The sequence below is a fragment of the Phaeobacter sp. BS52 genome (genome assembly GCF_045040595.1).
Classification (GTDB): Bacteria; Pseudomonadota; Alphaproteobacteria; order Rhodobacterales; family Rhodobacteraceae; genus Phaeobacter; species Phaeobacter piscinae.
In genome coordinates, this window is record NZ_CP090662.1 from 678,681 (window position 1) to 703,543 (window position 24,863).

The window sequence follows — 24,863 nt, forward strand, 5'->3', positions numbered from 1 at the left end:
CTGGCGCAGCTCAGGCGCAGATGCCGGTCACATCGACATCTTTCCAGGGCAGGTAGACATCGCTTTCGCGGCTTTGCGGCAGGTCGGAGACCGGCATCGCGCCCTTCAGCATCCGGTGTAGCCGTTTGGTGCGCGCGCCGGTGGGATCCAGCGCACGGCAGCAGACGTATTCCTCAACAATGGCGCCCTGCTGTTCATAGGCAAAGTCGATGAATCGGTCATTGCCTTTCAGATCAAATAGATAGGGGTCGTCGCTCACGCGATGTTCAGCGGCGGCGCGCAGCGGGTGATACCCGGTCTTGGCGCGTTGCTGCCATTGCCAGACATGGGTGGCCTCATGCGCAAGCAACATCGCTTCCACCAGATAAAGCCGGTCCGGGTAGGCGGGCATATAGTCGTCGATATACCAGTCGCGCACAAAGAAGATGCGGTTGAACAGCGCCAATGCAGCCGGGGAGGAGGTGACGATCTCCTCCTTCACCGGGGGCAGAATACGTTCGCGGCAGGTGACGCGCGGGCGTGGTTTGCGGCGGAATGTCACCTGCGACAGCGGCGCGCCCTTGACGATGCGCAGGCGATCCAGATCCAGCTCCGGCCCATGGATGCGGGTCAGAAACTGCCGTTCTCCCTCTGATGGCGGGCGCCCACAGGACTGGAGGGCAAGGCAGGTGAGGAGGAGACAGAGACGCGCAATCATGGCCCCACCCTAGGTAAGTTAGACAAGGGTGGGAACCGGTTTTGCAGGCGTGGCGTCGCGCGTCAATTGGTGGCGGGGCGCAGGTCCACGAAGGTTTCGTTGTAGCAGGCACCATCCTCGGTATCGGTGCGGATGTCTGCGGGGATCAGCGCATTCACGGTGAAGCCAGTGGCGCTGCTGGCGCGCCATGTGCCCTTGGGACTGTAGAGCACACCGGGGCGGGTGGCATCGCTGATTTTCAGCCGCAGGGTCACCACGGCCTGATCGTTGAACAGCTCCAGCAGCGCACCGTCGCTGAGGTGGCGGCTGGCGGCATCCTCGGGGTGCATTTCGACCAGTTCAACCCTGTCGGAGGGCGGTTGATCGCCAAAGGTGGCATTGGTCCGCTTGCTAGAGGAAGGGGTGATCAGCACAAAAGGCGCGCTGCGCGGCACCGGGTCATAGCGCGGCACGCCAAAGCCGTAGCGGGCCTCGTAGTCTTCGCTGAACAACTCAATCTTGCCCGAGGCGGTGGTAAGCACAACCGTATCACACAGGATCGGTGCAGCGCCCTCAGGGGCGGTGATCTCCAGCGCCCGGTCCAGCGGGATCTCACTGGGGCGGTGGCCCTGGAGCTGGGGGTGATCGCCGTCCAGCGCCTGATCCATCAGCTCGGCGTCGCTGACCTGAAACAGCGGATCATCATAGCCAAACCGCGCCGCCAGACGGCGGAAAATCTCGGTATTGGGCAGGCTGTCGCCCACCAAGGGGATCACCGGTGCGGCGCGCTGGATGTAGTTCTGGCCATAGGCGCCATAGACGTCGTCATATTCGAAATGGCTGGCGGCGGGCAGGATCACGTCACACATCCGCATGGAGTCTGTCATTGCCACATCGCTGCCCGCGATGAAGATATCCTCCTGGCTCAGCGCCTCAATCAGCCGCGCCTGATCGGGGTGGGTGGCGACCGGGTTGTGGTTGTAGATCATCACCGCCTTCACCGGGATGCGCATGTTGCGATCCAGCAGTTTGCGCGCCACATCAACGATGTTGAAGACACGGGTATCCGGGTCAATCAGGTGGCTCGCCTGCAAGCGGTCAGTCGTCTTTGGGGCGGCAAGGCCGGGTTTGGCGAGCACACCAGCCCCCAGGCGTCCATGATGACCGGTCAACGCCTGAAGCGCCATTGCCGCGCGCAGGCCGGACCCGCCGGAGCGGCCCCGTTCGATCCCGTTGCCAAGGGAGGTGGACATATTGCATGCCTGCGTGATCCAATCGGCGAGCTGGTGGAACTGCGCCAGCGGGATGCCGCAGATCTCCGCCACCTGATCGGGGGTATAGCCGCGCGCCGCTTCCAGGTATTGCGCGGACCCCGTGGTCCATTGGGTGATGAAGGCATGGTCCAGCGCATCGCGGCGCTCCAGCTCCGCCGCCAGCGCCATGGCCAGCACCACATCAGTGCCGGGCACCGGTTGCAAATGCAGGTCGCAGTGTTCGGCAATCTTGGTGCGCTTGGGGTCGATCACCACCAGCCGCGCGCCCTTGGCCCGTGCCTGTTTCAGCAGCGGCGCCATATGCAGGTTGGAGACGGTGACATTGTTGCCCCAGACCAGCACCAGATCGGACTGCACCACCTGTTGTGGCGGCATGCCGGGGGCGGGACCGAACAGGCTCTCATAGGCGCCACCGCGCACCCCGCCACAAAGCGGTCCCCGGTTCAGCCGGGTGGCGCCCATGTGGTAGAAAAACCGCCGGTCCATCGATCCACCTGCCAATTGGCCATGGGGGCCTGCGTAGTTGAAGGGCAGCACCGACTGCGGGCCATGGGCCTCAATCGCGCGCATGATGCCTGCATGGATCAGATCCAGCGCCTCCTCCCAACTGATCGGTTCATAGCTGCCGCTGCCGCGTGGGCCACTGCGGCGCAGGGGCTGGGTCAGGCGGTTGGGACCATGCACGAAGCCAGCAAAACTGCGCACCACCTTGTTGCAGATCACCGCATCGGTCAGCGGGTTGGCGCGCGATCCGCGCACGGCGGTGATCTGATCATCGGTCACGCTGACGCTGAGGCTGCAGGTGTCCGGGCAATCCAGCGGGCAGACGCTGGGCAGCTGGGTGGTCGGGCTATGGCTCGATTGGCTGTTGGGCGGAGGGGTGTCGCGCATGGCTGGGCTCACAAATCTGAAAATGTCTGTTGCGGTTAGCCTAGCGGCCCATGTGACCTTGTATAAATGGCCAGATAAGGAGAATTTGGTAAGGCCAAAACCCTTAGCGCAGATCCACCACGGATTTACCCAACCGGAATGGCGCGGCAAAGGCCACCATGCAGAGCGCGAGGATCTGCAAGATCAGAATATGCGCATTGTCCTGCAGATATTCCCATTCGCTCTTCAGCTGGGTGACCTGCGTGATCAGCGCATCATAGGCGCGCGCCAGGATCAGAAAATCGCCCGCAATGGTCGGCACCTTGCGACGCAGGCTGTCGACGGCGGCCTCGGTCGGGGTGTCGAGCGCTGTAAAGACGGTGAAGGCGGCGGGATCAAACGCGTCCGCCTTGGCGGCCATCTCCATCACCTCGCTGGTGTTTTCGGCGCGGCCAAAGATCAGCTGCAGCCCCTGTAGCGGTGTGACCTGATCGGTGACAGCGATGAACAGGGGCAGCTCAGCATTGCTTAGCGGTGGAGGCGGAGAGGAATTCGATCTTCTCGCACAGAATGGCGATATCCGCGTCATAGGCCGGATCGCAAAACCGCAGACGAAACCGCGCGGCGTCGCGGTCAAAAGAGGCGGTGGCGGCATAGGCGATATCGATCTGCCGCTCCAGCCGCCCGGTGTCGGCCTTGTAGATGCCCGCCAGCACAGCCACCAGCGCGCCGATCCCGCCCAGAACCACCCAGCCCAGATCCGCAAGCCGCCAGACGCGGTGTCCGGCAGGGTGGCGAAACAGCAGTGCGGTGCCAAGGCTGCCCGCACCGAAACACAGGAGGATCAGCAGCAGCTGATTGTCGGCGATCATCATCATGGCGGCGGCTCCTGCGGGTGGGGGCGAGTTTGGGCTGGCTCTGGGAAGTGTAGAAAGACCAGCGCCTTGCAGGCAAGCGCTATCACCGCGCGGACCGTGGTGCCTAGGGGCGCGGCGAGGGATGCCCTGATTGTGATGTCACCCGCGTTGTCGGGAGCGGGTCGGTGCTGCGGGCAGCAAAGAGCAGGCGGCGCCGCCAAGGGCCCAATGTCTCCACTGGGGCCAAAGGCGGAGGGTGGGATGGGGATTGCCCATCTTCGCGAGATATCTGCGAAACCGCCCCGGTTGGTGGTCGGGGCGTCCAATCTCCAAGTGGTGGGGCAGGGTGTCAATCCGCCCCGGATGTCGCGACCGGATCAGTCTGGCAGATCGGGTTTAAGCGAAGGTGGCGGCGGCGTGCGGTGGGGGCGCAACAGGGCGGTGAGGGGGAGCGTTTGAGGGGCGGACGGGCGGAGCCCTTCGCGCTACCGGTGCCTTGGGAAGTAACGGCGTTGGCAGAATGCCCCCTTGGGACGTGGCGCGTAGCGGCACGGCCCGCGCCTGACCTTCCCCCGGGAAGGCGCATGCGCGCCCTCCCAAGGTCAGGCGCGGGCCTTGTGGTGTGGGAGGGTGGCCGGACAGCGCGTCTTGGACCTCAGTACAGAAAGCAGAGTGAGGTAAATCAACGCAGCAAAGTACTCAACTAGAGCGGTTTTGCCGATTGACGTGGATTTGTTTTTTGTGAAAGTTGAATGATGACTAATAAGGGTTAGTGCCTTGAGCCAAATACAAATACGGTTTGAAGTGCCAAACCACTATATGAGCGTCAATGCCTTTGTAGCATCGGCTAAGTCGGCTCAACGAGCACTGAATACCCTCAATTGCGAACTCTTCGACGACCAGTTGGACCTAGAGCTTGTTGTCTTTGCTCCTGAGCCTGGCAGTGTTCGTCAAATCCTGAAAGTTGTGGTGAAAGGAGCGAGGGCAACTGCATGGGGGGTGGCTGGCACCTACGGAATACTCTGGACAGTTGTACAAGGCCTAGAAACGGACATTGCAAAGGAAGTTGTCAAAGAGTTGACAGGTAAGCTTCCCGCGCAGATCGCGGCTGATGTAGTAAGCGACTTCCGAGAACGTATCGAACAGGCGAATACTGAGAAGGAGCGAGAAAAACTTGAGAAGGCAGCGACAGAACAAGCTTGCAAAGAAATTGCAGAAGTAATGTCACAGGCTTCGTCGTCGGCACTGATTGTACCGCGCGAAAGATTGGAACGACTGCCGGTATCGGAGAAGACGATTTTTGAGTTGTCCGATGCTCAAGCAGAAATGTTTGAAGGGTGCATAGCCGACCCCGCAATCTCGTCCGTGGAGATAGAAAACAACGGCCACCCTCCGATTCCTAGACATGAGTTTCCGAGAAGGGCAATTCGCCCCAAGAGGCCTGATCCTGAGCGGGATGAAAATGAGGAATGGAGAGTGAGTTTGGAAACCATTACTGTTACCTCTCCAAACCTTGAGGAAGAGGACCAGCAAGCCCGGCAATGGAAGGGCAAGACTGCCAACGACAAAAAGGCTTTGTTTACTGTCGAAGATCGTGAATTTTGGGACCGGTTGCACCAAAAAGAACTAAGTTTTTCGGAGAACACAGAGATTGTCGCTCAAGTTGCTACACGCTTTCTAGACGGGAGAGCAAAGCAGTCCAAAGTTCTAAGAGTACTAAAATTTGAAGGTAGAGAAATAGCCCAGCCCATTGACGAAAATGGGCTGAAGGCAATTCTTGGAGAGCTTAAATCTGTCACAACTGATGACGGGTTTGGTCATCTGTTAGGTTAGTAACTTCAAACATCCAGCTCCTCCACGAACTTCGCGTTCTCCTGAATATACTGGAAGCGGAGTTCGGGTTTTTTGCCCATCAGGCGCTCGACCAGATCGCCGGTCTCACCGGGTTCGTCCTCGTCGATGGTCACCCGGATCAATTTCCGGGTGGCGGGGTCCATGGTGGTTTCCTTCAGGTCCTTGGCGTCCATTTCGCCAAGACCCTTGAAGCGGCTCACATCAATCTTGCCCTTGCCGCCCAGACCCTTTTCCAGCCAGAGATCCCGCTCGGCCTCGTCCAGGCAGTAGACGCGTTTCGCGCCTTGCGTCAGGCGGAACAGCGGCGGGCAGGCCAGATACAGGTGACCGCCGTCAATCAGCGGGCGCATCTGGGTGAAGAAGAAGGTCATCAGGAGCGAGGCGATATGGGCGCCGTCGACGTCCGCATCGGTCATGATGATGATCTTGTCATAGCGCAGATCGTCGAGGTTGAACTTGCTGCCAAGGCCGACGCCAAGCGCCTCGCACAGATCATTGATCTCGGCGTTTGAGCCAAGCTTGTTGGAGGCGGCGCCCAGGACGTTGAGGATCTTGCCCTTCAGCGGCAGCAGCGCCTGATTGACCCGATTGCGCGCGCCCTTGCCGGAGCCGTCGGCGCTGTCGCCCTCGACAATGAACAGCTCGGTGCCCGCGCGGTTCTTGGCGGTGCAGTCGGTGAGCTTGCCGGGCAGGCGCAGCTTCTTGGTGGCGGATTTGCGCTGGGTCTCTTTCTCCTGCTTGCGGCGCAGGCGTTCCTCGGCCCGCAGGATCAGGAAGTCGAGGATGGCGCCGGCCGATTTGGTATCCGCCGCCAGCCAGTTGTCGAAATGATCGCGGACGGAGTTTTCCACCATTTTGGCGGCAGCCTCGGTCGACAGGCGATCCTTGGTCTGACCGACAAAGGCGGGATCCGCAATGAAGCAGGAGACCAGCGCGCAGCCGCCGGTCATCAGGTCGTCGCGGGTGATTTGGCTAGGCCTTTTTGTTGCCGACCAACTCGCCGTAGGCCTTGATCCCCTTGAGGATGGCGGACCAGAAGCCCGCAACATGGGTGCCGCCCTCCGGCGTGGGGACGGTGTTACAGTAGGACTGGGTGAAGCCGTCGCGGGACGGGGTCCAGTTGATCGCCCATTCCACATAGCCCGGCGCGTTGAATTTCTCGCGGAACTCGACCTTCCCGGCGAAAGGCGCATCGGCATAGACGGAGGATTTGCCAAGCACCTCAGTCAGATAGTCTTTGAGACCGCCGGGGAAGTGGAAGGTGGCCTCGGTCGGGGTTTCACCGTCGTCGATTTCCGATTTCCAGCGGATTTCGACGCCGGAGAACAGATAGGCCTTGGAGCGCACGAGGGTGAACAGGCGCTTGGGCTTGAAGCGGTGGGAGCCGAAGATCTGCTCATCGGCGTGGAAGGTGACGAAGGTGCCGCGCTTGTTCGGGGCGGCGCCGATTTTCTCCACCGGGCCCTGGGGCAGGCCACGGGAGAAGCGCTGTTCGAACAGTTCCTTGTTCTTGGCGACCTGCACCACCATAGAATCCGACAGCGCGTTCACCACCGAAGAGCCAACCCCGTGCAGACCGCCCGAGGTCTGGTAGGCCTTGCCGGAGAATTTGCCGCCCGCGTGCAGCGTGCAGAGGATCACCTCAAGCGCGGATTTGTCCGGGAACTTCGGATGCGGATCAATCGGGATGCCGCGGCCATTGTCGGAGATGGTGACGGCGTGATCGGCGTGCAGCGTCACCTCGATCCGGTTGGCATGGCCCGCGACCGCCTCATCCATGGAGTTGTCGAGGATTTCAGCGACCATATGGTGCAGCGCGCGCTCATCGGTGCCGCCGATATACATACCGGGGCGCTGGCGGACCGGTTCGAGGCCTTCCAGGACCTCAATCGAGGAGGCGTCATAGGTCTCAGAATCGGGCGTGCTGAGGAGGTCGTCGGCCATATGCGGGGCTGCTCTTGCTTGGTTTTGGTTGAGGTCATTATGGCAGGTGTTGGGGCCGGGTGGAAGAGGCACGCAAGGGGCTGTGGATAAGGCGGGCGAGGGCTTGATTGCGGGTCATAACCTTTGAAACAGAGAGGCAGATGTGGTAGTGTCGCCGTGTTATCCATTCACCTTTTATCAGTATTAGTAGGGAGGGAGCCATGCAGACTGCAGGGGCAATTTCCGCGTTTTTGGTAGCAATTTCTTTAGCGTTGCCAGCAGCAGCCGGACCGTCGTTTTCAAAAAAGGAGGTCAGGAAGCTGCTGATCGGCAATACCTATCCGCTGGGACGGAACAACGAGGGGGCGATGTATGTCAAACCCGACGGGACCATGGATGTGGTTTGGGAAGGTAAAACCGAGACGACGGCGTACAAACTGAGGTCCAGTGGCCGCATCTGTTATGAACTCAAGATGTTTGGCGAGACTGAATGCATCGGGTTTGAAAAGATCGACGGCGAAAGTTTCTATCAGGTCTTTGGTGACGCCAAACGTAAGATGGCATTTTCAGACATTAAACCGGGCAAAGCGTTTTGATCCTCCGCTTTCGGGCCGAACTGTCGCTATGAGTGCGGTTTGGTTTTTCCCAGGCTGACCTCTGACACTCAGCCTGCGGCGATATTCTCCGTGCGGTGCCGGGGCTTGCGGGCTACACCTGCTGCCAGAGGTTGGCAGGAGGAGAGCGCAGGTGACTGGGACTGGGATCAAGACGCAGGATTGGGCGGCGTTTCGGGCGGAGGCACAGCGGATGCTGGAGGCGGCGCTGGATCAGATGCAGGAGGCGGCAGAACGCCCGTGGCAACCGGTGCCCGGCGACATTGACGCGCGTTATGCCATCAGGGCGGAGGCGCAGGGGCCAGAGCAGACCGTCGACCGGATCATTGCGGATGTGCTGCCGTATCATGGCGGCAATATTCATCCCCGGTTCTGGGGCTGGGTGCAGGGATCTGGCTTGGCCAGCGACCTGATCGCCGCGCTGGCGGCGGCAGCGGTCAATGCCAATATGGGCGGGCGGGATCACGGTGCGAACTATATGGAACGTGCGGTCGTTGACTGGACGCGGGCCAAGATGGGGATGCCGGAGGGCGCCAGCGGCATCTTGGTGACCGGCACCTCGCAGGCGACGGTGATTGCCTGTCAGGCGGCGCGGCTCAGGGTCATGAAGGATCTGCGCAAACAGGGACAGGGCGATGTCCGGCTCACGGCCTATGCGGGGGAAGGCGTGCACAACGCCACGCTGAAGGCGGTGGAACTGTTGGGCATCGGCTCGGACAATCTGCGCAAGGTGCCTTTGGTCGGTGGGCAGATGGACTGTGCTGCATTGGCCCGGATTGTGGCAGAGGACAGGGCCGCAGGGGCGCTGCCCTTTCTGGTGGTGGGCACGGCGGGATCGGTGGATCTGGGGCTGTTTGACGATCTGAACGCGCTGGCGGATGCGGCGGCGGCGCTGGGGCTGTGGTTGCATGTGGATGGGGCGTTTGGCGCCTGGACACGAATTGCGGATGAGCCGTACCGGTCGTTGTCCGACGGGATCGGGCGGGCTGACAGTATCGCGCTGGATTTTCACAAGTGGATGTATGTGGGCTACGACTGTGGCATGGCGCTATTGCGCAATGAGGATGAGCACCGGGCGGCCTTTGCCGCGCGGCCATCCTATCTGGAGGGGGCCGAGCGCGGGCTGGCAGGTGGCGAGCCTTGGTTCTGCGACTACGGCATTGATCTCAGCCGGGGCAATCGGGCGTTGAAGGTCTGGACCGCATTAGAAACCTATGGCGAGGCGGCATTCTGCGAGGCGATCACTGGCAATTGTGCGCTGGCCGCAGCGATGGCGGCAGAGGTGGAGGCGCAGCCGCTGATGGCGCTTGGCGCGCCGCTGGTTTCCAATATCTGCGTGTTCACGGCGCGCAGGGATCTGGCGCCAGAGACGCAATCGCAGGTGAACGCGGAGATTGCCCAGACCCTGCAGGAAAGCGGCGAGGCGGTGTTCTCCACCACACGGATGGACGGTCGGGTGATGCTGCGCGCCGCCATCACCAACCACCGCAGCCGCCCGGCGGACGTGGATGCAGCCATTGCCGCCGTCTCGCGGGAGGCCGCGCGGGTCTAGCGGCCGAGCCCAGAGACATCGGCGGCAGGATCGGTGTTTTTCGCTTCCATCGCGGTGGGCAACGGCTACTCTGCGCGACGGACAAGCAGGGAGAGCCACATGGCCTGGATCAAGACCATTCCGTTTGACGCAGCAACCGGCAAGCTGAAGGCGCTGTACGACCGGGTGACCGGCCCCGGCGGCAATGTCGATAACATCATGATGATGCACAGCCTGCGTCCGCAGTCGATGGAGGGGCATATGGCGCTGTATAAGGCGGTGCTGCACCACAGCGGCAACAGCCTGCCGAAATGGTATCTGGAGGTGCTGGGCGTCTGGGTGTCGTCGCTGAATGACTGCGGCTATTGCGTTGAGCATCACTTTGCCGGGTTGCAACGGCTGTTGCGGGACGCGCCGCGCGGCGCGGCCATCCGCGCCGCCATCGAAGCACGCAACCCACAGCTGGCACCGCTTGAAGCTGCAGAGCGGGCCGGTATGGTCTATGCGCGCAAACTGACCGAGGCGCTGAGCTGCCGTGATTGAGGCGGATATCAACGCCCTGCGCGCGGCGGGGCTTGATGATGGGCAGATCCTGGAGATCAATCAGGTCACCGCCTATTTTTCCTACGCCAATCGCACCGTGCTGGGGCTTGGCTGTTCGACCAGGGGTGATGTGCTGGGGCTGAGCCCCAACAACAGCGAGAACCCGGAGGATTGGGGCCACAGCTGAGCGCGTCTGACTGGCTGGCCTAGGCCGCGTCAGACCGGGCTAGGCCGCAACAGGATCGGCAAGGATCGGCTGCAGCAGCGCAAACAGCGGCGCCAGCACAAGGGCGGCGCTGCAGACTGCGGCCACGGGATCCGGCGGCGGCGCAAGCGCGACATCGCGCCAGAGCGTCAGCGATTTGCGTCGCAGCAGATCGGCATGGGGGTGGCTCTGCCCATGCGGTGAGGGCACGCGTTTCAACTCTGGTGCCTTGGGCTGAAACCCCTTGAGGGCGAGGATATCCATCAGCGCCGCCATTTCATCGGCAAAGCCACTGTCGCGGGGGGTGGGATGCCCCGCAACCTGCGCCAGCCCGGCGGTGGGATAGCTCCGCGTCAGCGGCTGCCCCGCAACGGCATCCCGCCAACGGCTGAGCGCGCTGCCTTTCAGGCCCATGATGCCGCCGCCGATGCGCGCGCCACCGGGGTCAATGCCAAAGAACACCCCGCAACCGGGGGTCTGCGGCAGCTGCCACAGCAGATGCAAATGGGTGTGATAGGGGGTCTTGTCCTTGGAAAAACGCAAATCGCGCTGGGGGCGGAAGAGTTTGCCTCGAATGCCGGGATGATGCGGGCGCAGATAATCCACGACCGCTTGCAAAAGCGCCTCAGCCGGGTGGCGCAATTCCGCCTCGTAGCGCGCCTTGTGGGACTGGAACCAATCCCGCGTGTTACTCTCCGCCAGCTCCGCGAGAAAGGCCTGTGCGTCGGGGATCAGCTGGCGTGTGATATCGGACATGCAAAGGCTCCTTGCGTTGGGCTGGCTCTGGCAGAAGCCTAACACAGGTGCGGCACAGCGCGGGCATTGGAAACTGCAATCCCGGACCGGCTGAGAGCAAGAGGCCGACAGCAACCATCGGTAAGATCAGACTTGCCGTTGTGCCGGTCGATGCCTAAGGCTGGGGTATGACACAGAGAATACCCCCGCCCGCCCCGAATACCCTTTTTGGCCACAGCCGCGCGATTGCGGTGCTGGGGCTGCCGTTGATCGGCGGCCATGTGGCGCAGTTCGCCATCGGCCTGACCGATACGGTGATGCTGGGCTGGTACGGGGTGGAGGCGCTGGCGGCGGTGACGCTGGGGTCGACCTATTTTTTCACGATTTTTCTGTTGGGTTCCGGCTTTGCCTTTGCGGTGATGCCGATGGTGGCCGCTGCCGCAGGCGCCGGTGAGGAGCGCCAGATCCGCCGAAGCACCCGTATGGCGCTGTGGCTGTCGCTGGCCTATGGGCTGTTGGTGATGCCGCTGTTATGGTGGTCGGAGCCGATCCTGTTGCTGCTGGGCCAGGAGGCCGAGGTGGCCCATGGCGCGGCGGAGTATCTGCGGATCGCGGGCTGGGCGTTGTTTCCGGCGCTGCTTTATATGGTGCTGAAGAGCTACTTGGCCGCGCTGGAGCGGACCCAGATCGTGCTGTGGGTGTCGGTTCTGGCGGCGGCGCTGAATGCGCTCATCAACTATATGCTGATCTTTGGCAATTGGGGGGCGCCGGAACTGGGGGTGACCGGGGCAGCGCTGGCCTCGCTGGCGACCAATGTTTTTGCCTGCATCTTTGTGCTGATTTACGCGCTGAAGGCGCTGCCAGAGCATGAGCTGTTGAAGAATTTCCAGCGTCCCGACTGGGAGATGCTGAGTCGGGTGCTGCGTCTGGGCCTGCCAATTGGTCTGACCAACCTCAGCGAGACCAGCCTGTTTGCCGCCTCGGCGATGATGATGGGCTGGCTTGGTACTGTGGCGCTGGGCGCGCATGGCATTGCGTTGTCTCTGGGCGGGCTGGCGTTCATGATGCATCTGGGGCTGTCCAATGCGGCGACGATCCGGGCTAGGCAATGCCTTTGGTCGTGGCGATCGGGACCATATGGCGCGCGGCGCGCGCGTGGTGATGGCGATGTCGCTGGGGCTGTCGGTGCTGGGGATGATCCTGTTTCTGGCAGTGCCCGAGACGCTGATTTCGCTGTTCCTGTCGCCGGATGACCCGGACCGGGCCGAAATCGTGCTGATTGGCAGCGTGCTCTTGGCGGCGGCGGCGCTGTTTCAGCTGATGGACGGGATGCAGGTGATCGCGCTGGGGCTGCTGCGCGGGGTGCAGGACACCGGCGTGCCGATGGTGATTGCCGCGCTCAGCTATTGGGCGGTTGGGATCCCGGCGTCGTATCTCCTCGGCTTTACCTTCGACATGGGCGGGCTTGGGGTCTGGCTGGGTCTGGTGCTGGGTCTGACGGCGGCGGGGGTGTTCCTGATGATCCGGTTCTGGCGCCGCTCGATCAAGCTGGTCGGCACATCGAAAACCGCCGCCGCGCGGTAGCGGTCAGCGCATCAGGCCACTGTGCTGTGGAGGTGCGCGCCCCCTGTGCCATCGCGCCGGTATTTCGAGCCGAGATTTGCGAGGAGACCTGTGGGCGCCGTTTGTGCTGAATGTCGGAAGTGCGGACAAAGTGAGCTTGCCCTGCGGCTGCGCCAATGTCGGCATCTGAATTTTTCAACACACCGAACATGACAGACAAATCCGGCGAAAAAGCTCTTCAATCTGCTAGCGCCGGTGTATGTCGCGCCAATTTCTACCTTCGATCCGTTCGTTCTCGGAGTTTGTCTTATTCACCAAGTCGAGATCCATTGCTTCCATTCCTAGCGGAGGGTTCTTTGGATCATAAGTTGGAGGCCGGAAAAATGCGATCAATTTCCGGAAGAATTCAAACATTGATTCAGCCTCTCTGTTGCCAACCTGCCCGCGCGAAACTCGCCCCGCCCCACCTTTGATTTCAGCATTGCCACTACAGCGCATTGTTGCTGAATGAGTTCATGATGTCGAGGCTCTCTGTTAACTTAGGTAGGGAGCGATGGCGCGGCAAGCGCTGAGCCCAGAATCTCCGCAAAACTGGTCCAGTAGATGTTTCAGGAGGCGGCCTGCGTGGTTTCACTGCAAAACAGACTTTCGCCGACTTTGCAGCATCTGTCAAAATGGGCTCAAAGCCAACAATGTGCTCTGAGCCCAGACTGTCATGTCCCAGCGTCCTATCCTGTGGAGCGCAGCTTTTTCTGCGTTCCCTTTGTAGGAAGGTGTTTCGCTGCCGCCTTTGGTGGCAGCTGCGATGGGTCAGTTGTTGATGGGGGACAGCAGATCCGGGTTGGTGACCAGATTGCGGACGCCGTGAGCGTGGGTTTCGTCGAAATGATTGTGCTCCAGCCAGGCGCCGACGCTGTGGATATTGACGCGGATCACCTTGGGTCGGACGCTCCAGGTGACCTGAAACGGGGAACCCTTGGTGTTGTAGCCCGGCCCGGTGGTGGAGCCTGCGTAGCGCACCGGGGTGCCGGTGTTGCTGGGGATGTTCTGCGCCTGATAGAGGTTGTTGCGGACCGTCAGGCGGGTCAGCTCCTCGAAATCGGCGGCGCTGGGGTCATTGACCAGGACATAGACCTGTGCCTCCACCCGCAGTTGCGGGTTGCCAATGGCCTCACTCAGGCAGGCGCCAAGCGTCGGGCCGGGGGTCACCTGCGCGGTGGTGTGGACATAGTGCACCTCAATCGTGTCGCCGGGCACCAGATCGCCATGGCCGCCCTCCGCCCCGATGGGGCTGTCCAGCGGGGCCAGTTCCGCCGCTGACAGGGTGCCGTCGAATTGATAGCCGCTGCCATACCCCTTGCCATCGCCATTGCCTGCGTAGGTGGTGAATTCACCGCCGCGATGTTCGGCATTCTCATGAAAGTGAATATTGCAGAGGTTCATTTGCGATGCCGGTGGTGCCTCTGCGAAGAAGCGCAGGTTATGTCCCCCGGCGTCGTCGATATCGCGGGGCGATTGCGGGCCAAAGCCTGCGCCAAAGGTGGACATGGCCAGCGCGGCGCGTTGCCTGTCCATCTCGCCATCTTTTGCTGTTTCCGATGTGTCGGCGGCGGTTGCTGCACCATGCGAAAGGGTCAGGGCGGCAACGATGGGAACGATCAAACGATATGATGGCATCATGAATCCTGTTTTGACTGAGGTCACTGGTAACGGTGGCGGCAGGCGTGGACTGGCGCGAAACCAAACAGGGGCGAGGTGATCACGTCACAATCGGCATTGCCGCCTTTGGTTCTTAATTCGAGTGTGTGACGATAGTCTTAATCGACCTATGGTTGCGGATCAATGCCTCGCCGGACGGCCGTGTCCGGGATCGCTGTGCCAAAGATGCAGGATGTTGCGCGAGGTCTTGGATCTGGTGGGATCAGATCAGGAGCCGTCGCTGTCCTTGGCGGCTTTCAGCAGCCGGTCGGCCTTCTTGCGCACCAGAACCGAGCGTAAGTCATGCATCGCCAGCAGCATCTGGTCGGTGATCTCGTCCAGCTGTGCGTCGCTGGCCTTGCTCTGGGCCCAATGGGCGGTGAGGTTCAGGTGGTCGATCGCGCGGTGGATGTCATCCATATCCCGCGCTGCCAGGGTGCGACTGCGTTGCGCCATCCAGTCACGGATGGCGCTCAGATCCTCGGCGCTGAGGATGCGGTCGCCATGCGGGCGGATCTCGCCATTGCGCAGCTTGACCACGGCGATCTGATCCATGTCCAGCCGCCGCTGCCGGTTTTCGCTGTCGACGCGGAACACAAAGGCGCCGTTGTCGCGCACGCGAAAGTAATAGTCTGGCAGGGCGGCGGGCATGTGGGGCCTCCGGTCAGCGCAACGCGGCGCAGAAGGCCTGAATGCGGCGGCAGGCCTCGGTCAGGGTTTCATCGGCAGCGGCGTAGCTGATGCGGAAGTTTGGTGACAACCCATAGGCCGCGCCATGCACCACCGCGACGTCGGCTTCTTCCAGGAGCGCCTTGGCAAAGGCCTCGTCATCGGTGATCGCAACGCCCCCGGCCGATGTCCGCCCGATCAGCCCAGCAATCGACGGGTAGACATAGAAAGCGCCATCCGGCACCGGGCAGGCGACGCCGTCGATCTGGCTCAGCATCGAGATCACCAGATCCCGGCGGCGGCGGAACACGGCGGTATTGGGCAGAATATAATCCTGAGTGCCGTTCAGCGCCTCAACGGCTGCCCACTGACTGATGGTGCAGGGGTTGGAGGTGGACTGCGACTGGATCTTGCGCATGGCGTCAATCAGCGGCTTTGGCCCCGCCGCATAACCGATGCGCCAGCCAGTCATCGCATAGGCTTTGGAGACGCCATTACAGGTGAGCGTGCGATCATACAGCTGCGGCTCAATCTGCGCCGGGGTGCAGAAGGTGAAATCGTCAAATACCAGATGCTCATACATGTCATCGGTCATCACCCAGACATGAGGATGGCGCAGCAAAACATCGGTCAGCGCCTTCAGCTCATTCGGGTGATACCCGGCGCCAGTGGGATTGGAGGGGGAATTGAAGATGAACCATTTGGTTTTAGGCGTAATGGCCGCCTCAAGCTGGTCCGGGGTGATCTTGAACCCGGTTTCCAGTGTGGATTCCACGCAGACAGGGGTGCCGCCCGCCAGCCGCACCATATCAGGGTAAGACACCCAGTAGGGGGCAGGAATGACCACCTCGTCACCGGGGTTCAGCGTCGCCATCAGCGCATTATAGAGGATCTGTTTGCCGCCGGTGCCGACTGAAACCTGCGCGGGGGTATAGTCCAACCCATTGTCGCGGGAGAATTTATCGCAGACCGCTTGCTTCAGCTCGGCGATGCCATCGGGGGCGGTGTATTTGGTCTTGCCTGCCTGGATGGCGCGGATCGCCGCCTCCTTGATATTGTCGGGGGTGTCGAAATCTGGCTCCCCGGCGCTCAGCCCGATTACATCGCGGCCCGCAGCGCGCAATTCCCCGGCCAGCGTGGTGATCGCGATGGAGGGGGACGGTTTGACGCGGGCGAGGCTATCGGACAGGAATTGCATGGAAAGACCTCTGTTTGAATGTCATATAGAACTGTCATAGGGTGCCGCTAACTGTCGATCAAGCGCGATCAAAGGGCAGGCAAACCGATAGGCCAACAGGAGCGGGCAAATGAGCAACGACGACATGAATTGGTATGGTCCGGAGGCCGCAACCTTTGGTGACCGTGTGGCGGCTGCGCGGGATGCTGCGGGCATGACACAGGCACAGCTGGCGCGCTCAGCTGGGGATCAAAAAGGCGACGCTGGCGGGCTGGGAACAGGACCTGTCGGAGCCGCGTGCCAACAAGCTGTCGATGATGGCGGGGCTGTTGAATGTATCCATGCGCTGGCTTCTGACCGGTGAGGGCGAGGGCATGGAAGCCCCGGCTGGCGAACAGGTGCCGCAGGATCTGGCAGCGGTCATGACTGAACTGCGCCAGCTGCGCGAAGAGCTGCGTGGCAATGCTGATCGGGCGGCGCGGCTGGAGAAACGTCTGCGTCTGGTGATGGAAGGCAGCGCCCAATGAGTGAGCTGCCCGCCCATCGTCTGAAACGGCTGCAGATGCGGTCCATGCGCCGGGGGATCAAGGAGATGGACATTCTCCTGTCGGCCTATGCCGAACGAAATCTGGCTGTGATGGCCCCGGCTGAGCTGGATCTCTATGATCTGCTGTTGCAGGAAAACGATCAGGATCTCTACCAGTGGGTGACGGGTCAGGTGGCCGCCCCGGCGCAGTTCGCTGCGCTGGTTGGCGACATATCGCAAACCCATCAAAAAGAATAAAATTTCAGCTTAACGGATTTTTCGGGAATTTTCCGCATTGTGGCTCGCAGACACCATCGAGTCGGAGATGCGGATGAGTATGGAAATGCCAATCGGCCAGCAGGACACCAAGGGGTTCATGACTGGCTATCTTGAGGCGCTCGCAATGGTTGAGCGTCTTCACCGTCTGCTGCTGGACGTGATCAAGGACGAGTTTGAGCGCGTCGGCGTGCTGGAGATCAATGCGGTCCAGGCGCTGTTGCTGTTCAATATCGGCAATAATGAAGTCACGGCAGGCGAACTGAAATCACGCGGCTATTATCAGGGCAGCAACGTCAGCTACAACCTGAAGAAACTGGTCGAAATGGGCTATATGCACCACCAGCGCTGCGAGATTGATCGCCGTTCGGTCCGGGTGCGCCTGACAGAGCGCGGTCGCGAAATCCGCGATATCGTCGCGGCCCTGTTCTCGCGCCATGCCGAAGGGTTGGAAGGCAAGGATGTGATCAGCAGCGAAGGGATCGCGGATATCACAGCCTCGCTGAAGCGGGTGGAACGCTACTGGTCTGACCAGATCCGTTACATCTACTAAGCCTTTGGTTTGCAGGCCTGAATGGTTTGCACCTTATCGGTCGCAACGCATATTTCGCACCGGCAGAATGCCGTATCTCTGGGATATGCCTGACCCATTTGATTTGCTGCCGGGCAGCTGATCTGACCAAGCCACACCGACGCAGACCAGGCAGAACGCCGGGGATGTGACCGGATCCGGGACTAGAAGGGCCATCAGGCTTGGCATATGTTTTGAGTGACCACAGCGTAGCTGAAACACCACCGGGGCAACCGGCTGGTGCGTTTTGGCGTGGGGTGATGTGCCCTTGCCGAGTGTGTCGGTGAGGTACTGACTGATCTCTGGCCCTATCGGCGCATATTAGGATCTGAGAGTGCGATGGCAGACAGATTCGGATCATCAGGATCTGCACGGGTATCCGGCCTGATCCGCTGACGCGCCTGTGGCTGATCGCAGCCGTGACAGCGCGGTGCATGATACCACAGGGCAGGTCGAAAGCGCGATCCGCCCTGTGGTTTCAGTGATCAGCAGCTCTAAGCAGACCAGCAGTCAGACTTACCAACTGCCAGGCTTGCCAACTGCTAAGCTCACCAGCTGCCGGTGTTTTCCATGCTGGCCCAAGGCTCTGCCGGGTCCAGCGAGTCGCCGTTTTGCAGCAGCTCGATCGAGATATTGTCGGGAGAGCGCACAAAGGCCATGTGACCATCGCGCGGGGGGCGATTGATGGTCACGCCATTGTCCATCAGATGCTGGCAGGTGGCGTAGATATCATCAACACCGTAGGCCAGATGGCCAAAATGGCGGCTGTCGCTGGGCAGCGCGTCGTCGCCATCCCAATTATAAGTCAGCTCAATCGGGGTGTCCTCCTGACCTTCGGCCGCCATGAAGATCAGCGAGAAGCGTCCCTTTTCGCTGTCATAGCGTTTGGTCTCCTTGAGGCCCAGCAACTCGTAAAAGGCCATGGATTTTTCCAGATCTTTGACGCGAACCATTGTGTGCAGATATTTCAGCGGCATAGGTGTCTTCCTCATGTCAGGACGGCTGGCCCAAGCGGCGCGGCGCCCGTGTCGTCTATCTCAGGCCCCAGACCATAATGCGTCCGCTGCCAGTGACCAGAGCGATTGCGGAACCCAAGCGCGAATTAGAATTTAAAACTTGGACTGGATGCCGAGGGAGATAGACAATTCACGGGACTGGAAGCGGCTGTGATTGCTATCTTTCTTGCCAGCGCGCAGGCGCAGTGTCGGGGCAAAGCCCGCGTAGTCATACTCCTCAAAGAACAGGTTCACATCGGCATAGAGCGACGTGTCCTCGCGCCCGTCAGGCAGGTAGCGGGCGGGAAAGCCCGCAATAAACTGCGGATAATCAGAGCGGCCCAGGATCAACCCGGTGCTGATTTTTGCCGGTCCCAGAGGTTTGGCAAACTGGTACCCCAACCGCAGCGTCGCGGTGTAATTGGAGGTGTTCACATGGCCTGAACGGGTGTCGCGCAGGGCGACGCTCAGATTGATCTGATCGCCGTTCAGCAGTTTGCGATTGACCCGCGCGCCAAGGCCGAACACCTCGCCATCTTGAGACGGGCCGCGCGCATCCAGCCGCTGCTCTGCCATACCATCTAGCGTCAGGCCGGTACGGGCCGAAAGCTGCCAGCTGCGCCGGGCGGTCAGCTTGACCAGATCGTAACTCTTTTCGCCGCCATACCAGGCGGTGCCAAAGCTGAGGCCAAGCGCGGCTGAGCCCTGACGCTCCTGCGGGCCAACAGCAAAGGCATGGGTCAGAGAAATCTCGCCATAGGTGGAGCCAAACTCGCTGTTGCGGGGCACCGTGGTGCCGGATTGCTGCGCAAGGGTGGCGGCCTTGGCCTTGGCATCCGAGGACAGCGCCACCCGCTGCACATAGGTGCGGGCGCTCAGCGTGGTGAGGCTGGTGCTGCTTTGCTGCAGGCGGCGGCTGAGCGACATGTCGAGCACCCCCACCGTGCCCTCCAGCGCGACCGAACGCGGCCCAAAGCGGCCCAGCGTCGGCACCCCGTCGATCACCTCCAGCGTGCTGTCGGCGCCATTGTTGACGTTGTTGGAGGGCTTCAGCTCGCCGCGCAGCTGGAATGACCAGGGGTTGATGCGCCGCAGCACCTTATAGTCAGCTGCAATGCGTTTTTCGCTAATCTCATCAGGGGCGTGAACAGCGGTGCGGCGCAGCCAGACCTGGGCGAGGGTGGGGCGGGCGTCCTGCACGGCCAGTCGCGCTGCCAGCTGTGCGGCGCGGAATTTCCCGGCGCTGTCCGGCGCAAAGCGGTAGGCGCGCGCGGCGGAGCGGCGCCCCGCGCCGGGCGATTTCAGCTGCGCCTGGGCGGCGGCGCGCAGATACCACGCCAGATGATCCTGCCGGTCCGCCCGCAACAGGGCGCGGGTCAGATCCAGCGTCAGCTCGGGTTTGCCGGTGCCAAGGGAATGCGCCGCCAGCAGGCGACCCTGCTCCAGGCTCAGATGCTGTTCGGGGGTCGGCTCTGCCGCAGCGGCTGGCGCCGCAGCAAGCAGCGCCAGAGTGAGGGCTGCGGCCAGGCGGCGCCGCATGGGATCAGGGAACCGGCTGGTCGCAGACGGCTGAGCTGTCGGCGGTGCCGCATTGGCCCAGAACGAAGATCCCGTATTCCTCGATGCCGTCAATGCCTTCGACGTGGTTCTGAGCGAACACCGATCCGGCAACGGATGTGGCGTCGGTCCCGGCAAAAATGCCACCATAGGTGCCGACATTGGTGCGGGTACTGTTGACGATCTGCGATGCGGTCCCGGTGAAGGTGCCATTGGCATCAATCGCGGTGGGGGCCAGATCCAGTGTCACCAGCGTTTGCGGCGCGCCGCCATCGACGACTGGCTCAATCTGGCGGTTGTAGATGGTACCATTGACGATGTTGTCGCCGAAATCCGCGTTGACGAAGGCATCGCCGGTCACCTCAGCGGTCTGGGCCGGGCGCACATCAGCGGGGGTGCCGGGGGTGACTGGCAGCAGATCGCCGCCGTCGCCTGCGATATTCATCAGGCCCACATAGGTGCCGGCATAGCTGACCACACCGCCGGAGGCCACATCACCGGTTGGGGCGGAATAGCCGCCGCGACGGCCATAGCTGGTACCGGCGAAGTAGTAGGAGAACTGACCGCCGGTGGCGACCGCTACGGCAAAGGCGCCGTCTTCGATTTCGCGGACATAGGCGGTGACGTGACGGTCAAGCGAGCTGTCCTGCGCGGTGTAGGCCTCATAGCCCTGCCGGTCGAGCGCCGGGCGGCGGCGGTAGCTGGCGGAAAATGGGGTGTCATCGAGGCTGAGCCCGGAGATCACCAACGTGCCCGCAGCCGCGTCATAGGCAACGCTGTCGACATCGGAGGCCAAGACTTCGGGGACAATCGGATCGGTGGTGGTGCCCCCATCGGTGCCGTCATCGGTGTCAAAGGGGTTTGTCCCCCCGCCACAGGCTGACAGAAGGGTAGCTGCCGCAAGTCCTAGCATTGCCCGCTTCATTTGTACTGACCTCAAATTTTCTTAGTTTGCGGCAGTGTCTTGTCATGGTTGCGGAAAGTCAATTGAATTGCCGCGCCGGTCGCGCGGTTGCCGCGCGAGCGTGGCGGTTCGGTGACCTTTTTTCGCGCAGGTGCTGCGGCGCGCGCAGCCCGGCTTGGGTTCGCGGGGCTTGCGCGACGGGATCGGTCAATAAGCCACCGTGATCCGCCCTCCTGGCCCTTGAGATCAGAGGTGCGGGCAGGCTAGACAGGAGGGATCTTGCGGGTGCGATCAGCACACCGTGCGGAGACGATCAGCGGAGACGATCACGAGGGGGAGGTCACCATGCGCCAGTACCACGAGGCCTTGCAATATATACTGGATCACGGCGAGGCGAGCAGCGACCGGACCGGCACCGGTACCCTATCCTGTTTTGGGATGCAGACCCGGTATCCGCTCGCGGATGGGTTCCCGCTGGTGACCACCAAGAAGCTGCATCTGCGCTCAATCATCCACGAACTGCTGTGGTTCCTGTCCGGCGACACCAATATCGGCTACCTCAAGGACAATGGGGTGTCGATCTGGGACGAATGGGCGGATGAGAATGGCGATCTTGGTCCAGTTTATGGCCATCAGTGGCGGCATTTCCCACGGCTGGAGCTGGCGGAGGGCACGACCGGGGAGGAGCCGCTCTATCGCGCGGGCACAGTGGATCAAATCGCCAATCTGGTAGATATGATCCGCAACAGCCCCGACAGTCGCCGCCTGATTGTGACCGCCTGGAACCCTGCGGATGTGCCCGATATGGCGCTGCCACCCTGTCATACGCTGTGGCAGGTGCGGGTGCAGGGGCGGCGGATTCATCTTCAGCTGTATCAGCGGTCTGCGGATATGTTTCTGGGGGTGCCTTTCAACATCGCCTCTTATGCGCTGCTGTTGAAAATGCTGGCGCATGTGACCGGCTATGAGGCGGGGGATTTCATTCACACCATCGGTGACGCGCATATCTATTCCAATCATATGGATCAGGTGGACCTGCAATTGTCACGCGAGCCGCAGCCGCTGCCGGAGCTGCGCATCAACCGTGAGGTGCCGTCCATTTTTGAGTTCAAATACGAAGATTTCGACGTGCTGAATTACACCCCGGACCCGGGCATCAAGGCCCCGGTCGCGGTTTGAGAAAGGACTGAGATGATCACGCTTATTGTTGCCCGCGACCAGAATGGCGCCATTGGCAAGGACAACACGATCCCCTGGCATGCGCCGGAGGATCTAAAGTCTTTTCAGCGCGAAACGCTGGGCGGGGCATTGATCATGGGGCGCAATACCTGGGATAGCCTGCCGGTGAAGCCGTTGAAAAACCGGCTTAATCTGGTGGTGTCCTCGGATCCTGAGGCCGCCGATCTGGTCTATCCCAGCATTGAGGCGGCGCTGGCGGAGGCGCGCGCACAGGGCTATCACCGGATTTATGGCGTTGGCGGGGCTGGCATTTACAAGGGCATGATGGATATGGCCGACAGGATGCTGATCACCGAGGTCGAGACTGAGGTGGCGGGCGCTGATACCTATTTCCCTAAGTTCCGGGCCGGTGAATGGGGAATCGCCAGCCAGACCCAGATCCGCAGTGAGGCCCCGGCCTGTGTGGTGGTGGAATATCTGCGCCGTTAAGGGCTGACGGGCGTTGAGGCCGCTGGGACAGCGGCCTCTGACCCGCACAAGTTTGGGCCAGCTTCGCTTACCGTTGGGTGGTCGTTAGATCACCGGCAGCTCAGCGGGGGCGCGGGTGCTGAGCAGGCGGCCCCCTTCTGGTGTCACTACGATGTTTTCCTCATGTACCATCATCAGCCCGTCGCCGTATGACAGCGAGGGTTCCAGCGTCAGCACCATGTTTTCTTGCAGCTCGGTGGTGTCGAAGGCGGCGTGTGAGGGCTGTTCGGTCAGCTGCAACCCCAGCCCATGGCCCAGACGGCCAATATCACCGCCGCTGTCGTCCATTTCTGCAATCACGGCGGACATCGCCTGAAACAGATCGCGGCACCTGTTGCCGGGACGGGCGGCAGCCAGCCCGGCTTCGGTAGCGCGCCACAAGACGTCATAGGCGCGCCGGGCGGTGTCATCGGCCCGGCCAATGGCCCAGTTGCGGTCGAAATCGCAGTAATAGCCATCAAGCACCATGCCGCTGTCCAGCATCAGGATATCGCCTGCCGCCAGAGGCGTGGCATCAGGGGGTGAAATCACATCAGCGTAGCCGCCCGGCGCGCTGGCCCCGACCACATAGGGCGCGCCATCGGCGCCCTGCGCCAACGCCTCGCGGCGAAAGGCGCGGAACACCTCGTCCAGCGGCACGCCTTCGCGGGCGAAGTCCGGCACCGCGGCAAAGGTGGCCGAGCCAATGGCGCAGATCCGGGCGAGTTTCTCGATCTCAGCTGCGGATTTCACCATCCGAAGGCCCTGCACGAGATGCGTGGCATCGTGGATATGCAGATCGGGCAGCGCGGCCATCAGCCGTTCCCAATCGCCGAGCGGCATCCTCAGATGGGTTTCATGCCCCTTCATAACGCCCAAGTTGCGAAGCGGAGACAGCGCCTCCGTGAGCAGGCTGATGCCATCATCCTGAGGGGCGGGCGCAGACCAGGTGCGGATATCGTCGATCCAGCTGCGGCGCATCAGGCTGGCGCCGATTTCGGGAATGAGGGCAATCGGCTTGCCACTGGCGGGGATCAGCACGAACCACGGGCGCGTCGGGCTTTGCCAGAACAGGGTCTGAAAGCCGGTAAAATACTGCACTTCCGGCTCGCTCATCACCAAAATTGCGTCCAGACCGGCCTCCGCCATGCGGCTCTGGGCAATCTGGGTGCGGGCGGCGTATTCGGCCTCGGGAAATCCGCGCAGGGCAGGGGCTGGTGTCATGGGGGCCTCATTGGTGGTGCGATAGTGGTGCAATTGCCTGTCGGGGCGCTGTCCCCGCAAGAGGGGCCAGCGTGAAGGGGAGAAAAGCGGGCTAGAGTGTTGGCGTCAGCGCCCGGCCCGGATGGTTGAACAGCTGGCCAAAGCCACTGAGCTGATCCGCGATCCCGGCCCGGCGCAGGCAGGACCACATCAGCGCCTGATTGGAGGTGATCACCGGCTTGCCTGCGGCCTGTTCAATCTCCTCCACCACTTCCAGCGTGCGCGTGCCGCTGCAAGAGAGGAAGATCGCATCCGCGTCCGGCTGGTCGATTTCCAGCGCGAATTCCTTCCAATAGGCGGGTTCCACCTGACCAAATTCCACACCGGTTTCCAGCTGCAGCCCCTGAATGTCGAGGATATCAAACCCTGCCGCCAGCAGATACTCGGCCTCGGCTGTGTTGATATCATCAAGGTAGGGTGTGCCCACCACGATCCGTTTTGCACCCACCTCGCGCAGGGCATCCATCACGCCGGTGACGATGGACATGGGCCGGGTATAGGGCGCGCCCTTGTGGATCTCGCGGAAGACGTTTTCCTCCCGGCAGACGATTGAGCCTGAGGTGCAGCAATAGGCAATCACCGCAGGTTTCATGTCCGGTTGCAGACGCCCGGCTGCGTCGGCCATGTGATCGATATGGCGCGCCAGTGTTTCATTGGTGGTATAGTCATCCGTTCTGAGCCGGGTGATATGTACGCCGACGCCTTCGGGTGCCATGGCGAAGAGATCCGCCTCACAGGCCAGATCCGTGGACATCAGAATGAAGCCAAGACTGGCGCGATGGGCCGTGCCTTTGCCCATCAATGGTGTGCGGGGGCGGGACTGAACGGTTTGACCGGATCTGAACATTAGCAGAGTACGCTCCTGCGTGGGGGTGGATGAGGGGCTAGCCGATGTG

The 24,863-nt window shown here is 61.6% G+C and carries 18 protein-coding genes and 5 pseudogenes; 10 read left to right on the forward strand and 13 right to left on the reverse strand.

The window, feature by feature from the left end:
* Nucleotides 1-10: 10 nt before the first annotated feature.
* The 3 genes and pseudogenes from L0Z65_RS03285 to L0Z65_RS03295 form a co-directional block, all read right to left on the reverse strand.
* Entirely contained in the window at nt 11-697 is a 687-nt protein-coding gene (locus L0Z65_RS03285) for a hypothetical protein (protein WP_405110731.1), read from the reverse strand.
* Nucleotides 698-759: 62 nt separating this feature from the next.
* Nucleotides 760-2,841 (reverse strand): molybdopterin-dependent oxidoreductase, encoded by a 2,082-nt coding sequence (locus L0Z65_RS03290; protein WP_405110734.1) that lies wholly within the window; start codon nt 2,839-2,841, stop codon nt 760-762.
* 103 nt (nt 2,842-2,944) lie between these two features.
* A pseudogene (locus L0Z65_RS03295) lies at nt 2,945-3,698 on the reverse strand (hypothetical protein).
* 756 nt (nt 3,699-4,454) lie between these two features.
* Between L0Z65_RS03295 and L0Z65_RS03300 the strand changes: the two are divergent.
* Nucleotides 4,455-5,510, forward strand: a complete 1,056-nt coding sequence (locus L0Z65_RS03300; protein ID WP_405110737.1) for a hypothetical protein — start codon at nt 4,455-4,457, stop codon at nt 5,508-5,510.
* 5 nt (nt 5,511-5,515) lie between these two features.
* Here L0Z65_RS03300 and parE read toward each other — a convergent pair.
* Nucleotides 5,516-7,475, reverse strand: a pseudogene (gene parE, locus L0Z65_RS03305) (DNA topoisomerase IV subunit B).
* 200 nt (nt 7,476-7,675) lie between these two features.
* On the opposite strand from parE, the gene L0Z65_RS03310 reads away from it, so the two are divergent.
* The 3 genes and pseudogenes from L0Z65_RS03310 to L0Z65_RS03320 all read left to right on the forward strand — a co-directional run bounded on the left by L0Z65_RS03310 (nt 7,676) and on the right by L0Z65_RS03320 (nt 10,329).
* Entirely contained in the window at nt 7,676-8,050 is a 375-nt protein-coding gene (locus L0Z65_RS03310) for a hypothetical protein (protein ID WP_405110740.1), read from the forward strand.
* 151 nt (nt 8,051-8,201) lie between these two features.
* Entirely contained in the window at nt 8,202-9,620 is a 1,419-nt protein-coding gene (locus L0Z65_RS03315) for a pyridoxal phosphate-dependent decarboxylase family protein (protein ID WP_405110742.1), read from the forward strand.
* Nucleotides 9,621-9,719: 99 nt separating this feature from the next.
* Nucleotides 9,720-10,329, forward strand: a pseudogene (locus L0Z65_RS03320) (peroxidase-related enzyme).
* A 39-nt stretch (nt 10,330-10,368) separates the two neighbouring features.
* Here L0Z65_RS03320 and L0Z65_RS03325 read toward each other — a convergent pair.
* On the reverse strand, nt 10,369-11,103 hold the full coding sequence (locus L0Z65_RS03325) for a DUF2461 domain-containing protein (protein WP_405110745.1): 735 nt from the start codon (nt 11,101-11,103) through the stop codon (nt 10,369-10,371).
* 167 nt (nt 11,104-11,270) lie between these two features.
* On the opposite strand from L0Z65_RS03325, the pseudogene L0Z65_RS03330 reads away from it, so the two are divergent.
* A pseudogene (locus L0Z65_RS03330) lies at nt 11,271-12,666 on the forward strand (MATE family efflux transporter).
* A 789-nt stretch (nt 12,667-13,455) separates the two neighbouring features.
* Here the strand turns inward: L0Z65_RS03330 and L0Z65_RS03335 are convergent.
* The 3 genes from L0Z65_RS03335 to L0Z65_RS03345 form a co-directional block, all read right to left on the reverse strand.
* Nucleotides 13,456-14,322: a delta-class carbonic anhydrase gene (locus L0Z65_RS03335; protein ID WP_405110748.1), complete on the reverse strand. Its 867-nt coding sequence runs from the start codon at nt 14,320-14,322 to the stop codon at nt 13,456-13,458.
* Nucleotides 14,323-14,571: 249 nt separating this feature from the next.
* A complete protein-coding gene (locus L0Z65_RS03340; protein WP_405110751.1) occupies nt 14,572-14,994 on the reverse strand; it encodes a hypothetical protein in 423 nt (140 codons plus the stop codon).
* Nucleotides 14,995-15,007: 13 nt separating this feature from the next.
* Entirely contained in the window at nt 15,008-16,210 is a 1,203-nt protein-coding gene (locus tag L0Z65_RS03345) for a pyridoxal phosphate-dependent aminotransferase (RefSeq protein ID WP_405110754.1), read from the reverse strand.
* 109 nt (nt 16,211-16,319) lie between these two features.
* Here L0Z65_RS03345 and L0Z65_RS03350 point away from each other — a divergent pair.
* The 3 genes and pseudogenes from L0Z65_RS03350 to L0Z65_RS03360 all read left to right on the forward strand — a co-directional run bounded on the left by L0Z65_RS03350 (nt 16,320) and on the right by L0Z65_RS03360 (nt 17,544).
* A pseudogene (locus L0Z65_RS03350) lies at nt 16,320-16,716 on the forward strand (helix-turn-helix domain-containing protein).
* Nucleotides 16,713-16,973, forward strand: a complete 261-nt coding sequence (locus L0Z65_RS03355; protein ID WP_405110757.1) for a succinate dehydrogenase assembly factor 2 — start codon at nt 16,713-16,715, stop codon at nt 16,971-16,973. Before L0Z65_RS03350 ends, L0Z65_RS03355 begins: the two are co-directional and overlap by 4 nt.
* 73 nt (nt 16,974-17,046) lie before the next feature.
* On the forward strand, nt 17,047-17,544 hold the full coding sequence (locus tag L0Z65_RS03360; protein WP_175304819.1) for a MarR family winged helix-turn-helix transcriptional regulator: 498 nt from the start codon (nt 17,047-17,049) through the stop codon (nt 17,542-17,544).
* Between the two features lie 566 nt (nt 17,545-18,110).
* Here L0Z65_RS03360 and L0Z65_RS03365 read toward each other — a convergent pair.
* From L0Z65_RS03365 to L0Z65_RS03375, 3 genes are all read right to left on the reverse strand, one after another.
* On the reverse strand, nt 18,111-18,539 hold the full coding sequence (locus L0Z65_RS03365; RefSeq protein WP_096706279.1) for a VOC family protein: 429 nt from the start codon (nt 18,537-18,539) through the stop codon (nt 18,111-18,113).
* A 132-nt stretch (nt 18,540-18,671) separates the two neighbouring features.
* Nucleotides 18,672-20,096: a hypothetical protein gene (locus tag L0Z65_RS03370; protein ID WP_405110761.1), complete on the reverse strand. Its 1,425-nt coding sequence runs from the start codon at nt 20,094-20,096 to the stop codon at nt 18,672-18,674.
* 4 nt (nt 20,097-20,100) lie between these two features.
* On the reverse strand, nt 20,101-21,039 hold the full coding sequence (locus tag L0Z65_RS03375) for a thymidylate synthase (RefSeq protein WP_096871701.1): 939 nt from the start codon (nt 21,037-21,039) through the stop codon (nt 20,101-20,103).
* Nucleotides 21,040-21,363: 324 nt separating this feature from the next.
* On the opposite strand from L0Z65_RS03375, the gene L0Z65_RS03380 reads away from it, so the two are divergent.
* Both L0Z65_RS03380 and L0Z65_RS03385 read left to right on the forward strand, forming a co-directional pair.
* Nucleotides 21,364-22,197 carry a thymidylate synthase gene (locus L0Z65_RS03380; protein ID WP_405112444.1) on the forward strand — a complete coding sequence of 278 codons (834 nt, stop codon included), beginning with the start codon at nt 21,364-21,366 and terminating at the stop codon, nt 22,195-22,197.
* Between the two features lie 12 nt (nt 22,198-22,209).
* Complete coding sequence (locus L0Z65_RS03385) at nt 22,210-22,686, forward strand: dihydrofolate reductase (RefSeq protein WP_405110764.1); 477 nt, start codon at nt 22,210-22,212, stop codon at nt 22,684-22,686.
* A gap of 84 nt (nt 22,687-22,770) precedes the next feature.
* On the opposite strand, the gene L0Z65_RS03390 is transcribed toward L0Z65_RS03385, so the two are convergent.
* Together L0Z65_RS03390 and L0Z65_RS03395 are read right to left on the reverse strand one after the other, a co-directional pair.
* Nucleotides 22,771-23,928, reverse strand: coding sequence for a M24 family metallopeptidase (locus tag L0Z65_RS03390; RefSeq protein WP_405110767.1), 1,158 nt, complete (start codon nt 23,926-23,928; stop codon nt 22,771-22,773).
* 91 nt (nt 23,929-24,019) lie between these two features.
* Nucleotides 24,020-24,814, reverse strand: a complete 795-nt coding sequence (locus tag L0Z65_RS03395) for an arylmalonate decarboxylase (protein WP_405110770.1) — start codon at nt 24,812-24,814, stop codon at nt 24,020-24,022.
* Nucleotides 24,815-24,863: the final 49 nt, after the last annotated feature.